Here is a 14949-nt window from a genome sequence, read left to right on the forward strand (position 1 = left end):
CCCGTCGGACAGGCCCCAGGGGCCGTGAACGTGCCGGAGTTCAGTGGATGTTCTGCTGGAGGAGCAGGCTCATGAACGACTCGTCCGCCCACACCTGGACCGCGAACCCGCCCGGGCTGTCGCCGGCGGTCAGGACGGGGGACTCGGCGGTGCCGTCGCTGCCGCTGGTCACCTGGGCGGTGTCCGTGCCGCCGGGGAAGGTGGCCCGATTCTCGCCGGTCTCGCCGCGGACCTTGAAGGTGACCTCGGCGCCTTCGACGGGATTTCCCTGGGCGTCCTCCGCGATCACCTTCATCGGGTGCTCGAAGGACTTCCCCGCGGGCACGGTCTGGCCCGCGCCGGAGACGTAGCGCACGCGGTCCGCCGTGCCCGGCTGCGGGGTGACGTTCAGTCGGGTGAAGGAGGCGACGGCGTCCGTCTCCGTCCAGCGGGCGGTGACGGGGCAGGGGCCTTCCTTGAGCGGCGTGAGCCGGGAGCTGGTCGCGATGCCGAGCCGGTCGCCCTCGGTCCCGGTGTACTCGGTCTCGGTGTGCTTGCCGTTCTCGAAGACGCCAGAGCCCTCCGCGACGGAGAACTCGATCTTCTGCCCGCCCACCGGAGTGCCGTCCAGCAGCGTCGCCTTGACCTCGAACGGCTTGCGGAAGGGCTTGCCCACGGCGGTCTTCTGCCCGTCTCCGGATTCCACCGCGAGCCGGTGCCGGGAGACGCGCCGCAGACTCTGCTGCCCCGACAGCGCGACCCACAGCCGGCTGTCGCCGGACACGGTCAGACCCGACGGGCGGGAACCCTGGCCCGTGGGGATGGTGGCTGCCCTGTTGCTGCCGGGCAGTACATATCCGACCGCGTTGCCGGTGGTGCTCACGAACCACAGCGTGCCGTCGGCTGTCGCCAGCAGGTGGTTGGCGGGGGACGGCGTCTCGATGCGCGTGAGCGTGCCGCCTTGCACGGTGTACTTGAGGATGACCTTGTCGGTGGTGGCGATCCACACGACATCGCCCGCCGGACTGATCGCGACATCCCGTGGCTCGAAACCGAGGCCGATGGGATCGCCGAAGATTCCGGTGCTGACGTCGTAGTCGAGCAGCGCCTTGCCACGGGGGGAGGTCAGCCAGTAACGGCCTTGCTGCCGCGGGGCGATGGCGATGCCGTACAGGTCGTCGCGGTAGAACGTGGAGTTCGAGATGCTGCCACCGGACTCGATGAAGGCCAGCTGGCCCGAGGTGAGCGGAGCGACGATGCGCGTACGGCCTTCACGGCTCTTGCCGAGGGCCAGGGCCCGGCAGTCCGTCCTCCCGCTCAGGGGATAGACCTGGTACTGACTGTCGGCACACTTGACGAAGGACGAGCCGTTCTCCGCGGCGAGGAACGTCCACGTTCCGTGGCCGGGCCAGGCGACAAGGGAGTTGGCGTTGCCGGTGATGCCCGGGCCGGGGGTGATGACGACGTTGCCCCAGGGGCTGCGGGGTTCGAAGTAGCCCATGACACCCTGGGCGGTGACGAACCATACGTTCTCGTCGTCGCTCAGCCAGGCCACGTCGACGGCGGTCGCGCTGATGGGGAACTCGTCGGAGTCGGCGCCGGATTCGGGGACGGGCGGCGGCACTGCGGTCGGCATGCTGCTTCTCCTTCCTGCGGAGCGGGAAACGGACCGGGTGGTGCAGGTGCGCCGCTAGGCCGGCGTGATGTTGAGCGTCGTGGCGGCGTGCGGCTCGGTGTCGCCGAGGCCGACGCTGATGACCGCTTCTTCCTGGATGTCGCCTGCGATCACCGGGGGCAGGGCGACCCGGCCCCGCTGGTCCGTGATGATCACGCGTTCGCGGGTGCCGTCCTCGAAGGTCGCCCCCTCCGCGTCGATCCGGCACGTGAGGGGGATTCCCGGCACCGGCCGTCCGTTGGCCACGTAGTCGACGACGAGGGGATGGGCGACCTGGTCCTTGACGTGGACTTCCGACTCCCCCTGGTACACGACCTGGGTCCGGCCCATGAGCGAGGCGGCTCCGTAAGGGGGCGGGGGCACGTCGTAGCTGCCGACGGACTTGCGCTCCGGATTGGTGTACCAGAGCTTCCCGTCGGCCGCGATGCAAATGCCCTTGGCCCCGCCGCCGTAGAGCAGGCGCACCAGGGATCCGCCTCCCAGCAGGTTCCTGTCGAACTCGTGCAGCCCTGCGCTGGAGGCCACCCACAGGTCGCCCAGCGTGCCGAACGCCAACTGCTGCGGAACGGCCGCGCCCAGATCCACCGTGCGCGTGGTGCCCGAGTTGAGATCGAAGCGGATGACCTGGTTCGGGTTGGTCGCGGTCAGCCATACCGCGGTCGTGTCCGCGATGACGTAGAAAGGCTTCTGGGTGGACGGGAGCACTGGGATCCGCTCCCATTGCGTGTCCCCGGGCCGGCGGCGATAGAGGCCGTTCTCGTTCCTGACCGGATTGCTTGCCCTGCTCTGGCCCGTGGCCCAGTAGGTGTGCGTCTTCCCGTCGGCGGTCGTGCTGACGGCCACGTCCCACAGCCAGGTGCTCTGGCTGACCGGCATGCGGTCGATGTGTCCGCCGATGCTGGGGGTGAGGATGCCGACGTAGCTGTGCTCGGGTTCGGCGAACAGCAGGCTGTACTCGTAGACTGGCGTGGAGTCGGTGCCCGTGTTGGTCGTCCGGAGCTTGATGCTCTCGGCCTTGGCGTCGTCCTCCAGCGGGTAGAACGTCACAGGGTTGCCGGCCGTGGTCTCCATAATCACGATCGGGTCCTGCTGGCGCGGCGGAGCCGGCGCCGCGAACCACACCCGCTGGAGCCCGTTGGGGTCCTTGATGATTCCGGCGCTGAGCTGGGGAATCATTGAATGGTCCACCACCATCTGGCTGTCGCCGAGACCTGGGTGGACACGGACGATGGCCTTGTCGCTGGTGGTGACCCAGAGGTATCGCGCGTTTCCCTGTGCCAGTGAGTGGGGCCGGTAGTTCCCGATGGAGTATTCCTTCATGCTGTCCGTCACGGCGGTATCCCCTCCGGTCCTGTGGTCGATACCTTTCAACGCGCCCGGCGCGCACGGGAGTAGGGCAGCAGGAGTGCGCGATGGCAAAGGTGGTGAAACCCGGCAGCTCGCGCGGGGGCGCGTTCGGGTGGTCGAGACTATGCCGTCAGCACTACCCGCGCACCCGGGCGAACCGGCCACGCGGGGCGGGCCCCTACGGCTTCCGGACAGCAGATCCGCGGCTTCGGACCTCCCACGGCGTTCCGGCTGGGAACACCGTCATACGGCCTCGGGAATTCCGCTTGCGCTCTCCCGTGAAGCCGACCGGCTCGCGCCTGTCAAGAGCGCGCGAGCCCGGTCGTTCCGGCGCGGCACGGTGGCCGGAACTCCTTCAGGAACCGTTTTTCCGGCGCGGATGGCGCGGCCCGTTGGCGGGAAATTGCCACCAGAATGTGCCCGGAAATTCGAACGGCCGTATTAGGAGAGGAGTTTCTTGGCCCTGGCATCGCGCTCCGCGGTCGCGCGGTGCTTCATCTCGAGTCCCCGGACCCAGGCGACGTCGGAACGGTTCTTGACCTGAACTCCGTGCAGGACCTTGGCGATCCTGATGTCCCTGCCGCGATTGAGCATGTCGATCCCGGATCCCAGGAAGCGCGCCTGCCGAGGCGCGCCGGGGGAGTAGTCGGCGGCGGACATCCCCGTGACGACGGGGTGGTTCGTCCACTCGATGTTGTCGGCGGGCAGCCCGCCCAGGCCGAACTTCTTGCCGTGCCCCTTCGGGTCCCTGTTGACGTCGTAGAACTGCTTGACGTTCATGGGAGCGGACGTGACCGGGGTGCCGTCCTTCTTCGTCGCCCATGCCCCGCCCTCCACCGGATGCCGGACGAGGGGATGCGGGTGACGCCCCTGTGCGAGGTCGCCTTCGGTGAACTCCTCATACGGCCGCGGCACTTCGGTCTGCATCGCCACGAACGCGTCCTTCGAAGGCCGGGTCTCCGCGTCGTGCGGGAAGCTCAGCCAGTCCTTCCCCGCCGCACGGTCGTCCGCCGCCGTCCGGCGGACGAGCTCGTCGGGGACCTCGTACTCGACGACCGCCCAGGCCCGTTCCGGCGCCTGGTACTGGAGGGCCGTCACGAGGGCGGCGTCGCGGTCCTCCTCCCAGAAGTAGACCCCCTTGCCGAACTCGCCGCTCCCCGTGGGCTGCAGCCCCCCGTCGCGCACCGTGCTTCCGGCTCCCCCGTCGCCCCTCCGCGCCACCAGCGCGTTGGCATCGGCATCGGACACCCCGCGGTAGAACCTCATCCGCTGGATCGTCGGGGCCTGCTGCGCATCCCCCGTCGGAGCCGGTGCGGCTGCCGCCCCCGGCCGGGGCTGCCCGGTCAGGGCGCGACGGGCGCCGTCCTCCGCTGCACGCTCGAAGCGGTCCCCGGGGTCGCTGACCCTCGTGCCGTCGCCCCGGTCCGTGCCGGCCACCGGCCCGGACCGCTGCTGGAGCACGTGGACCAACTCGTGGGCGAGGGTGTGCCGGTCGGAGCCGCCGTCGCCGATGACGACATGGCTGCCGGCGGTGTACGCGCGTGCCCCGAGCCCGGCGGCGGACCGCCGCGCGGCCGCATCCGTGTGCAGCCGCACGTCGGAGAAGTCGGCACCGAAGCGGGCCTCCATCTCCTCCTTGAGCGGCACCGGCAGCGGCCGGCCGGGGCCGCGCAGGACGTCGAGGGCGCCGGACCTCCGCGTCCCCCTCCCCAGCACCCGGGCCGCGGCGGCATTCCCCGCCCTGCGCTGCAGATCCAGAAGGACGGCCACCGCCGGGCCGCCGGGCCGGGCCGCCGACGGTGCGGCGGCGGGCGTCGAGGGCTGTGCACTGCCGGACGTCCTCGTGGGCACGGGCCTCCGGCCCGGAACGTGCGTGCGCATGGGGTCCCCTTCCCTGCCGACTTCCCTGCCGATGAACGGACAGCCCATGCGTACAACGCCGTACTCCGCCGGGGGAAGGGGCCGCCCATCGGGCGTGTGGCCGAAAACGGAGCTGTGGGGCCGTCGTGGCGGGCAACACAGTGGACTCCCGCGCCCGGCGGCGGAATTTCCGAGTATTTCTGAGTAGTTCTGAGAGGACGGCCAGATGACGTCGAGCGAGTCGCACCCTGCCCCGCCCCCCGTCCTGATCACCGACGTGCGGGTCTTCGACGGCGTGCACGACGAACTGAGCGGCAGGCGTGCGGTGTACGTCGCCGACGGGAGGATCTCCGCCGAGGGGGAGCCCCCCGCGCCGGAGGCCAGGGTCGTCGACGGCGGCGGGCGCGTTCTGATGCCCGGTCTCAGCGATGCGCACGTGCACCTGTTCATGGCGGGGAGCACGGACGAGGAACTCCTCCACGGACCCACGGGGACCGCCCACTACAACGCGCTGGCCGAGGCAGGGCGCATGCTCCTGCGCGGCTTCACCACCGTCCGGGACATGGGCGGGCCCGTGACCGCCCTCCGGCGGACCCTCGACGCGGGCCGCTTCCCGGGGCCGAGGATCTACGCGAGCGAGGGGATGGTCTCCCAGACGTCCGGGCACGGGGACTTCTCCGAAATCCACGACGCGGCGAGGGAGTTCGGTGGCCCGGAATCGCGGATCGAGGCGACGGGGTGCGTGCGGACCGCCGACGGGCGCGACCGTGTCCTGGCCGCTGTGCGCGAGCAGCTCAAGAGGGGTGCGAGCCAGATCAAGGTGTATGCGGGCGGCGGGGTGTGCTCCAAGTACGACCCCCTGGACGTCCAGCAGTTCACACTCGACGAGCTGCGGGCGGCGGTCGAGGCGGCGGCCGACTGGGGCACGTACGTGGCCGCGCACGTCTACAACTCCGCGGGCATCCGGCGTGCGGTCGAGGCCGGGATCAGGTCGATCGAGCACGGGCACCTCGCGAGCGAGCAGACCATGGCGATGCTCGCGAGAAAAGGGGTGTGGCTGAGCACCCAGCCGTGGCTGGAGAGCGACCACCACTACCCCGACCCCGAGAGGGCGGAGAAGAACCACCGGGTCTGCGAGGGCGTGAAGCGGACTTACGCGTGGGCCCGCACGTACGGAGTGAAACTCGCCTTCGGGACCGACCTCTTCCTCAGCCCGGGCGAGACCCGTCGGCAGAGCGAGATGTTCGTCCGCCTGGCCGGCCACTTCGGGTTCCGTCCGGTGGAGGCGCTGCGGATGGCGACGTCCGGCAATGCGGAGCTGTTCCGGCTGTGCGGTGGACGGGACCCGTACAAGGCGGCGCGGCTGGGGGTGATCGAGCCGGGTGCGTGGGCGGATCTGCTGCTGGTCAACGGGGATCCGACGCAGGATCTGGGCCTGTTGGCGGATCCGGGGAAGAATCTCGCCCTCATCATGAAGGGCGGCCGCATCCACAAGAACGAACTCGGCCGCGATTCCTGACTCTTCCTGACGCTTTCACTGTGCGATCTGCGGATGCCGCTGCCAGGTGCCGGTCGCCGTCTCCAGCGCAGCCGCCAATCGCAGCACCCCCAGGTCGTCCCCCTGGCGGCCGATGATCTGCAGCCCGGTGGGGTGTCCCTCGACCGTGAAGCCGAACGGCACCGAAACCGCCGGGAACCACGTCGGCTGGAACACCTTCCTGACGGACGACGGCGAGTGGCGGCCGACCTTCCCCAACGCCCAGTACGTCATCGCGCGCGCCGATTTCGACTACTGGAACCCGGCCAACGGACACCGCACCCGCTCCGGCCCCTGGATGGCCGACGTCTTCGAGGACAGCGTCGCCCCCGTGCACCGGGCCGGACAGGCCGTGCTGTGGGACGGCGACCACTACGACATCGACGCGCAACTGTGCATCGAGCCCGCTCCCGGCCACACGCCCGGCTCCTCCGTCGTATGGCTGCGGTCGGGCACGGAACGAGCCGTGTTCGCAGGGGACTTGCTGCACAGCCCGCTGTAGATCGCGGAGCCGGACGACTGTCCCAGCTTCGACGGGGACGAGCCCCGCGCACGGGACAGCCGGCGCCGGGTTCTGGGGGAGGCCGCGGACCGGGGCGCCCTGCTGTTCCCCGCGCACTTCCCCGGGCCGGGCGCAGCCCAAGTGCGGCGCGCCGGCGACCGGTTCGCGGTGCAGGGGTGGGCGGCGTGGCGGTGATGCCGTGACGGGACGACGTCGGCCGCAGAGGTGCCGGTAAGAGGGGCGGAATCCGTGAGGAACTTCACTCCAAGTGTGAGATGCGTGACGTTCCGTCGGGGAACCGGAAGTGGTTCCCCGGCGTTCCGGGACGCTTCTCCGCGGCAAACAGCGAGATGGCCGGTGTCGATCGACACGGAACAGTGTGTGACAGGCGCCGAGGTGGCACGGGGTGCCTATATCCCCGTGTGACAGCCGGAGTTGACGTAACAGCGGATGCCGTCTCGTGCGGGTACGGTTATGCCCATCGATCCGCCCCTGGGGCCCAGGACGTCTCGTGAGCCTCCGCGGAGTCCACGAAGGCCGTGGACCCGGAAGGGGAGGAGCCCGATGGCACAGACGGAAGCGCCGGAGGGGCACTGCCGATGCTGCAGCAAGAGGGACCGGCCGTACAGGTGGGCCCGCTGGCTGGGGCCGGTCTGCACGGTCTACAAGATCGCGCGAGACCTGTGGCCCTGGTAGTGCGATGTGCCCCGGCCCAACAGGCCGGGGCCACGCTGCAGTCGGTGTGTTGAGAGAAGGCCTCACCTGGTTGCTTGGCCGGCACAGGGTGGGGCCTTCGCCGTTCCCGAATGCGTTACCGCGGCGTACGCAAGCGAAACGCCGCAGGAGTGACGCCCATCACTTTTTGCGGCGGCACGTCCCCCATCTTGCCTTGTCCCTCGCGGGGGGCGCGACAGGGGGACCTCGATCGGTCCGGCCCCTGCTCTGCGGGAAGCTGCAACTAACCAGCTCATCGCACCTCGTCACATGACCATGTGACTCGGGTCACGCGACGATTGGTGACGCAATCCACAAGCCGCGGGGCGGGAGTTGATCGGATTCGACCGACCGGTGACGGGCTCACACAGGCGTGCGAGCGGCTCTGGGGCAAAAGAGCTCACAATGTCGACATCCACTGACACTCGTACGGGCGAGAGCGCACCTCGCGATCAGGGGATGCCGCGGCTGAGCGACAGGAGGTGGCCCCCCGGCATCGGGCCGGGGGGCCACCTGTGCGAGCCGAAGCCAGGATTCGGCTACGTGAAGCTGCGGAGCCGGAGGCTGTTGGTGACGACGAAGACCGAGGAGAAGGCCATGGCCGCTCCGGCGATCATCGGGTTGAGCATTCCGGCTGCCGCGAGCGGGAGGGCGGCGACGTTGTAGCCGAAGGCCCAGAAGAGGTTGCCCTTGATGGTGCCGAGGGTCCTGCGGGAGAGGCGGATGGCGTCGGCGGCCACGAGGAGGTCGCCGCGGACGAGGGTGAGGTCGCCGGCCTCGATGGCCGCATCGGTGCCGGTGCCCATGGCGAGGCCGAGGTCGGCGGTGGCGAGGGCGGCGGCGTCGTTGACGCCGTCGCCGACCATGGCGACCGTACGGCCTTCGGCCTGGAGGCGCTTGACGACGTCGACCTTGTCCTGGGGGAGGACTTCCGCGACGACCTCGTCGATGCCGACCTCGCGGGCGACGGCCTCGGCGACCGCCTTGTTGTCGCCGGTCAGCAGCACCGGGGTCAGCCCGAGGCGGCGCAGTTCGGTGACGGCCCGGGCGCTGGTGTCCTTGACCGCGTCGGCGACGGTGAGGACGCCGCGCGCCGCGCCGTCCCAGGCGACGGCCACGGCGGTGCGGCCCTCGGCCTCGGCGGTGGCCTTGGCGGCTGCGAGTTCGGCCGGCAGCTCGATCGTCCAGTCGCTCAGCAGCTTCTCGCGTCCCACCAGCACCGCGTGTCCGTCCACGACGCCCTGGACGCCGAGCCCGGCGACGTTCTCGAAGCTGTCCGGCACGGGCAGCGTGCCGGTGCGCCGGGCGGCCCCGTCGGCGATGGCGCGGGCGATGGGGTGCTCGGAGGCGTGCTCCAACGCACCGGCCAGGCGCAGCAGTTCGCTCTCGCTGGTGCCGGAGGCCGTGACGACCTCGTGCAGCGTCATCCGGCCGGTGGTGACGGTGCCGGTCTTGTCGAGGACGACGGTGTCGACGCGGCGGGTGGACTCCAGGACTTCGGGGCCCTTGATGAGGATGCCCAGCTGGGCGCCGCGTCCGGTGCCGACCATCAGGGCGGTGGGAGTGGCCAGGCCCAGCGCGCAGGGGCAGGCGATGATCAGCACGGCCACGGCGGCGGTGAAGGCCGCGGTGGCGTCGCCGGTGACCGCGAGCCACGTGAACAGGGTGCCGAGGGCGATGAGCAGGACGACCGGGACGAAGATCGCCGAGATGCGGTCGGCCAGGCGCTGGACCGCGGCCTTGCCGTTCTGTGCGTCCTCCACCAGCCTGGCCATACGGGCGAGTTGGGTGTCGGCGCCGATCCGGGTGGCCTCGACGACCAGGCGCCCGGAGGCGTTGACGGTCGCGCCGGTGACGGTGTCGCCGACGGTGACGTCGACGGGTACGGACTCGCCGGTCAGCATCGAGGCGTCGACGGCCGAGGCCCCCTCCACGACGGTGCCGTCGGTGGCGATCTTCTCGCCGGGGCGGACGACGAACCGGTCGCCGACCGCCAACTCGGCAGTGGGGATGCGCACTTCGCGTCCGTCGCGCAGGACGGCCACGTCCTTGGCGCCCAGTTCCAGCAGGGCGCGCAGGGCGGCACCGGCCTTGCGCTTGGACTTCGCCTCCAGGTAGCGGCCGGCGAGGATGAACGTGGTGACCCCGGCCGCGGCCTCCAGGTAGATCGAGGAGGCGCCGTCCGTGCGGGAGACGGCGAAGTCGAAGCCGTGCCGCATGCCCGGCATGCCCGCGTCCCCGAGGAACAGGGCCCACAGCGACCAGCCGAGCGCGGCGAGCGTGCCGATCGAGACCAGGGTGTCCATGGTGGCGGCACCGTGCCGGGCGTTGGTCCAGGCGGCCTTGTGGAAGGGGAGGGCGCCCCAGACGACGACCGGGGCGGCCAGGGTGAGGGAGAGCCACTGCCAGTTGTCGAACTGGAGGGCCGGGACCATGGCCATCAGCACGACCGGCACGGAGAGGAGCAGCGAGACCAGCAGGCGCTGCCGCAGCGGACCGGTTTCCCCGTCGTCGTCCTGGTCCTGAGCCACCGTGGCCGGGGCGGTCGGCCCGGGCGGCTGCTGGGCCGTGTAGCCGGTCTTCTCGACGGTGGCGACGAGGTCGGCGACCTCGACCCCGTGAGCGTAGGTGACCTTTGCCTTTTCCGTGGCGAAGTTGACCGTCGCCACGACGCCGTCCATGCGGTTGAGCTTCTTCTCGATGCGTGCTGCGCACGAGGCACAGGTCATGCCGCCTATGGAGAGCTCGACCTCGGCGGAGGGCGGAGCGGGTACCGCTGCTTTCTCGGGGGCGATGCTGGTCATGCGGGTTTCTCCCGGGAGGAGGGCCGTACCGTGCGGCGTCCATATCAGTGGAGCGGCACGACCGGCGAGGGAAGTAAGGGGGTCGGCCTCAGATGCGGTCGGCGAGCTCGTAGCCCGCCTCGTCCACCGCGGCGCGGACGGCCTCGTCGTCCAGCGGGCCGGCGGAGACGACGGTGACCCGGCCGGTGGCGGCCACGGCCGTCACGGAGGTCACGCCGGATATGGCGGAGATCTCCTGGGAGACGGCGCCCTCGCAGTGGCCGCAGGTCATACCGGTCACCTGGTAGACGGTCGTGGCGGTGCCGCAGGAGTCGGAGGTCGTCTGGGAGGTCATCGTTGTGCCCTTCGGGGTTGCCGAGCGTGTGCGACTGCATCAACGATATACCCCCCTGGGGTATTCCGGAAGGGTGGTGGTGCAGTGGCCGGGAGTGGCGCGAAGAAACGCCGGCCGCGGAAGTCGCCGGGGGCGATACCCCCGCCCGGTACCCCGCTCGCCGAGCGGTGTCGCCTTCGACGGCCAGGGCGTGTCCGGCGGATCTTCGTCACGCGTCACCACGGCGCCCCGTAAGGGGCGCGGGGCGTGACATCATGCGGCTCCGCCGCGTGGGCGCGACCAGCCACGACGCACCCGCAGTCGAAGTGCCGGGGCTTCGCCCCGGACCCGCGGGGGTGGTGCGTCGGCTGCGGGCCGGTGGGGGCTGGTCGCGCAGTTCCCCGCGCCCCTTACGGGGCGAAGATCCGCCGGCACCGCGTGCCTCACTGCTCCGCCACCGGGTACGGCACGAACGTGCTGCTGTTCTCGTCGACGGCGAGAGGGCGGCCGAGGGGCGGTACGGCCCGTTGTGGGCAGTCGAGGCGTTCGCAGATGCGGCAGCCCATGCCGATGGGCGTGGCGGCCGAGGCGTTGGCGAGGTCGAGGCCGTCGGAGTAGACGAGCCGGCCGGCGTGCCGGACCTCGCAGCCCAGGCCGATGGCGAAGGTCTTGCCCGGCTCGCCCCAGCCGCCGCGCTGCCGGGTGACGGTGCGCGCGGTCCACAGGTGGCGCTGCCCGTCGGGCATGGCGGCGATCTGCACCTGGATGCGGCCGGGGGCGGCGAAGGCCTCGTAGACGTTCCACAGCGGGCAGGTGCCGCCGGCCCGGGAGAAGTGGAAGCCGGTCGCGGACTGCCGCTTGGACATGTTGCCGGCGCGGTCGACGCGGACGAAGGAGAACGGCACCCCGCGCAGCCGCGGCCGCTGGAGGGTGCTCAGGCGGTGGCAGACGGTCTCGTAGCCCACCCCGAAATGGTCGGTGAGCCGCTCGATGTCGTACCGCATCTCCTCGGCCGCCGCATGGAAGGCGCGATACGGCAGGATCAGCGCGGCGGCCACGTAGTTGGCGATGCCGATCCGCGCGAGCGACCAGGTCACGGACTGCTCGGCGTAGTCCTCCGCGGCGAGTGCGGACAGTTCGTCCGCGAACTCGAGCAGGGCCAGCTGCGTGGCCATCCGGAAGGCCCGCTGGCCGGGACGCAGCCGGTCGGCGAGGTACAGGGTCCGGCGCGCAGGGTCGTAGTGGTGCAACCGGCTGGAACCCGCGGCCAGTTGCACGCCATGGTGTCCGGCGAGCCGTGCGGACAGGGCCGTCAGGACGCCGCCGGGGTGGATGCCGAGGTCCGCGGCCAGCTTCTCGGCGGCGAGGTCGAGGTCGTGGAGGTAGTTCTGGCGGCGGTAGAAGAACTCGCGGATCTCCTCGTGGGGCGAGCGCGGCGTGCTCGGGTCCCCGGCCCCGTCCCGGCCGTCCGTGACCTCGGCCAGGCGCTCGGTCAGCGCCTGGTTGCGGCGCCCGAGGTCGAGCAGGACGGTGGCGATCGCCGGCAGTCGGGAGGCGAGTTCGGACAGGTCGGCGGGGGAGACACGGGCGGCGGTGATCTCGTCGGCGAGGGCTTCGCGCAGGTCGGCGAGAACGCGGCTGGTGTCGAGTGCGGAGAAGAAGGCCGGGTCCACGCCGAACGCCTCCGTCAGCCGCAGCAGGACGGCGACGGTCAGCGGGCGGGAGTCGTGCTCCATCTGATTGAGATAACTGGGCGATATGGCCAGGATCCTGGCGAACTCGGCCTGGCTGAGGCGGCGTTCCTCACGCAGCCTCCGCAGTCGCGCCCCCGCGTAGGTCTTGCTCACCGTCGGCTCCCGCCTCCTTCCGCACGGTGGCGAGTGTAAACGGGCCATGCCCGGAAGCGAACCTTCGCAAGCTTGGCAGAACGCGGGCCGAAGATTCGCAACAGTTGGCAAGGAGCCACGGTTGAAGGCACTGCGTGCCACTGCCAGGGTCGTAGTGCAGCAAGAGAGCCTTCCCTTCGCAGAGTTGACAGCGACAGGAGTCGAGCATGATGCAGGCACAGGAACAGGCACAGGCAGCGGAGGAACTGACCCGGCGGTGGGCCACCGACCCCCGCTGGAAGGACGTCGAGCGCACCTACGGCGCGCAGGACGTGATCCGGCTGTCCGGCAGCGTCCGCGAGGAGCACACCCTGGCACGCCGCGGCGCCGAGCGCCTGTGGCGGCAACTGCACGAGCGCGACCACCTCCACGCCCTCGGCGCGCTCACCGGCGGCCAGGCCGTGCAGATGGTCCGGGCCGGACTCCAGGCCGTCTACCTCTCCGGCTGGCAGGTCGCCGCCGACGCCAACCAGGCCGGACACACCTACCCCGACCAGAGCCTGTACCCCGCCAACTCGGTGCCGCAGGTGGTCCGCCGCATCAACAACGCGCTCCTGCGGGCCGACCAGATAGCCACCGCCGAGGGCGGCACCGACACCACCGACTGGCTCGCCCCCGTCGTCGCGGACGCGGAAGCCGGATTCGGCGGGCCGCTGAACACCTTCGAACTGACCAAGGCGATGATCGCGGCCGGCGCCGCCGGCATCCACTACGAGGACCAGCTGGCCTCGGAGAAGAAGTGCGGTCACCTGGGCGGCAAGGTCCTCGTCCCCACCGCCCAGCACATCCGCACCCTCAACGCGGCCCGCCTGGCCGCCGACATCGCCGACGTGCCGACCCTGGTCGTGGCCCGCACCGACGCACTCGCCGCCACGCTGCTCACCAGCGACGTGGACGAGCGCGACGCCCGCTTCTGCACCGGCGAGCGCACCGCCGAAGGCTTCCACCGGGTCGACAACGGCATGGCCCCGGCCATCGCCCGCGGCCTCGCCTACGCCCCCTACGCGGACCTGCTGTGGATGGAGACCGGCACCCCCGACCTGGCCCAGGCCCGCGAGTTCGCCGAGGCCGTCCGCGCCGAGTACCCGGAGCAGCTGCTGGCCTACAACTGCTCGCCGTCCTTCAACTGGAAGGCCGCCCTCGACGACGATCAGATCGCCAAGTTCCAGCGCGAGCTGGCCGCGATGGGCTACCGCTTCCAGTTCATCACCCTGGCCGGCTTCCACTCCCTCAACCACGCCATGTTCGACCTCGCCCGCGGCTACGCCGATCACGGCATGACCGCCTATGTCGACCTGCAGGAGCGCGAGTTCGCCGCGCAGCAGGACGGCTTCACCGCCGTCAGGCACCAGCGCGAGGTCGGCGCCGGCTACTTCGACCTCGTCGCCACGGCCGTCAACCCCGCCTCCTCCACCACGGCGATGACGGGGTCCACCGAGGAAGAGCAGTTCCAGTGACCACACCCCTCTCACCCCTCGCACCCCTCACACGCGTCGGCGTCGTCGGCGGCGGACAGATGGGAGCCGGCATCGCCGAGGTCTGCGCCCGGGCCGGACTCGACACCGTGGTCTGCGAGGCGGACGCCACCGCCGCGCGCGCCGCCCGCGACCGCGTGACGGGCTCCCTGGAACGGGCCGTGGAACGCGGCAAGTCGGACCGCGCCGGTGCCGAGGCCGCCCTGGCCCGGCTCGTCTTCACCGGCAGCCTGGACGACCTCGCCGACCGGCAGCTCGTCATCGAGGCCGTGACCGAGCACGTGGAGGTCAAGACCGAGGTCTTCGGAGCCCTCGACAAGATCGTCGAAGACCCGGAGGCGATCCTCGCCACCAACACCTCCTCCCTGCCCGTCATGCGGCTCGGCAGGGCCACCCGGCGCGCCGACCGCGTCGTCGGACTGCACTTCTTCAACCCCGTGCCCGTCCTGCCCCTGGTGGAGATCGTCACCTCCCTGCACACCTCGTCCGCCACCGCGGCCGCCGTCGAGGAGTTCGCCACCCGCACGCTGGGCAGGACGGCCGTCCGCTCCCGGGACCGGGCCGGATTCGTCGTCAACGCCCTCCTGATCCCGTACCTCCTCTCCGCCGTCCGCATGGCCGAGTCGGGCTTCGCCTCCGCCACCGACATCGACGCCGGAATGGAGCTGGGCTGCGCCCACCCGATGGGACCGCTCAGGCTCGCCGACCTGATCGGCCTCGACACGGTCGCCTCCATCGCGGAATCGCTGTACGCCGAGTGTGCGCGGGTGCACGGCCCCGGAGAGGCGCGAGCCGGTTCCTCGTCATGCAGTCGGGACAGGCGTAGATCTTTCTGGCCACGTGGTCACCCTCGACGA

General features: G+C 70.9%; 11 protein-coding genes. 4 read left to right on the top strand and 7 right to left on the bottom strand.

Features of this window, described 5'->3' with window-relative positions:
• Nucleotides 1-40: 40 nt before the first annotated feature.
• The 3 genes from ACWD4B_RS08040 to ACWD4B_RS08050 all read right to left on the bottom strand — a co-directional run bounded on the left by ACWD4B_RS08040 (nt 41) and on the right by ACWD4B_RS08050 (nt 4882).
• Nucleotides 41-1615 carry a hypothetical protein gene (locus tag ACWD4B_RS08040; RefSeq protein WP_451419992.1) on the bottom strand — a complete coding sequence of 525 codons (1575 nt, stop codon included), beginning with the start codon at nt 1613-1615 and terminating at the stop codon, nt 41-43.
• A 54-nt stretch (nt 1616-1669) separates the two neighbouring features.
• Nucleotides 1670-2986, bottom strand: coding sequence for a hypothetical protein (locus tag ACWD4B_RS08045; RefSeq protein WP_451419993.1), 1317 nt, complete (start codon nt 2984-2986; stop codon nt 1670-1672).
• A 456-nt stretch (nt 2987-3442) separates the two neighbouring features.
• Entirely contained in the window at nt 3443-4882 is a 1440-nt protein-coding gene (locus ACWD4B_RS08050) for an eCIS core domain-containing protein (RefSeq protein WP_451419994.1), read from the bottom strand.
• A 205-nt stretch (nt 4883-5087) separates the two neighbouring features.
• Here ACWD4B_RS08050 and ACWD4B_RS08055 point away from each other — a divergent pair, with 205 nt between their 5' ends.
• Nucleotides 5088-6380 (top strand): amidohydrolase family protein, encoded by a 1293-nt coding sequence (locus ACWD4B_RS08055; RefSeq protein ID WP_451419995.1) that lies wholly within the window; start codon nt 5088-5090, stop codon nt 6378-6380.
• Nucleotides 6381-6395: 15 nt separating this feature from the next.
• On the opposite strand, the gene ACWD4B_RS08060 is transcribed toward ACWD4B_RS08055, so the two are convergent.
• A complete protein-coding gene (locus ACWD4B_RS08060; protein ID WP_451419996.1) occupies nt 6396-6542 on the bottom strand; it encodes a hypothetical protein in 147 nt (48 codons plus the stop codon).
• On the opposite strand from ACWD4B_RS08060, the gene ACWD4B_RS08065 reads away from it, so the two are divergent.
• On the top strand, nt 6526-6900 hold the full coding sequence (locus ACWD4B_RS08065) for an MBL fold metallo-hydrolase (protein WP_451419997.1): 375 nt from the start codon (nt 6526-6528) through the stop codon (nt 6898-6900). The two genes, ACWD4B_RS08060 and ACWD4B_RS08065, sit on opposite strands and share 17 nt — an antisense overlap.
• Before the next feature lie 1253 nt (nt 6901-8153).
• On the opposite strand, the gene ACWD4B_RS08070 is transcribed toward ACWD4B_RS08065, so the two are convergent.
• The 3 genes from ACWD4B_RS08070 to ACWD4B_RS08080 form a co-directional block, all read right to left on the bottom strand.
• The gene (locus ACWD4B_RS08070; protein WP_451419998.1) at nt 8154-10418 is read right to left on the bottom strand and encodes a heavy metal translocating P-type ATPase; all 2265 of its coding nucleotides are present in this window, start codon (nt 10416-10418) and stop codon (nt 8154-8156) included.
• Between the two features lie 88 nt (nt 10419-10506).
• On the bottom strand, nt 10507-10752 hold the full coding sequence (locus ACWD4B_RS08075; RefSeq protein WP_451419999.1) for a heavy-metal-associated domain-containing protein: 246 nt from the start codon (nt 10750-10752) through the stop codon (nt 10507-10509).
• 422 nt (nt 10753-11174) lie between these two features.
• On the bottom strand, nt 11175-12578 hold the full coding sequence (locus tag ACWD4B_RS08080; RefSeq protein ID WP_451420000.1) for a short-chain fatty acyl-CoA regulator family protein: 1404 nt from the start codon (nt 12576-12578) through the stop codon (nt 11175-11177).
• Nucleotides 12579-12787: 209 nt separating this feature from the next.
• On the opposite strand from ACWD4B_RS08080, the gene aceA reads away from it, so the two are divergent.
• Nucleotides 12788-14074, top strand: coding sequence for an isocitrate lyase (gene aceA / locus ACWD4B_RS08085; RefSeq protein ID WP_451420005.1), 1287 nt, complete (start codon nt 12788-12790; stop codon nt 14072-14074).
• On the top strand, nt 14071-14949 hold an 879-nt coding region (locus tag ACWD4B_RS08090), incomplete at its 3' end, for a 3-hydroxybutyryl-CoA dehydrogenase (RefSeq protein WP_451420001.1). The genes aceA and ACWD4B_RS08090, both read left to right, overlap by 4 nt.

This window comes from Streptomyces sp. NPDC002536 (genome assembly GCF_053594995.1).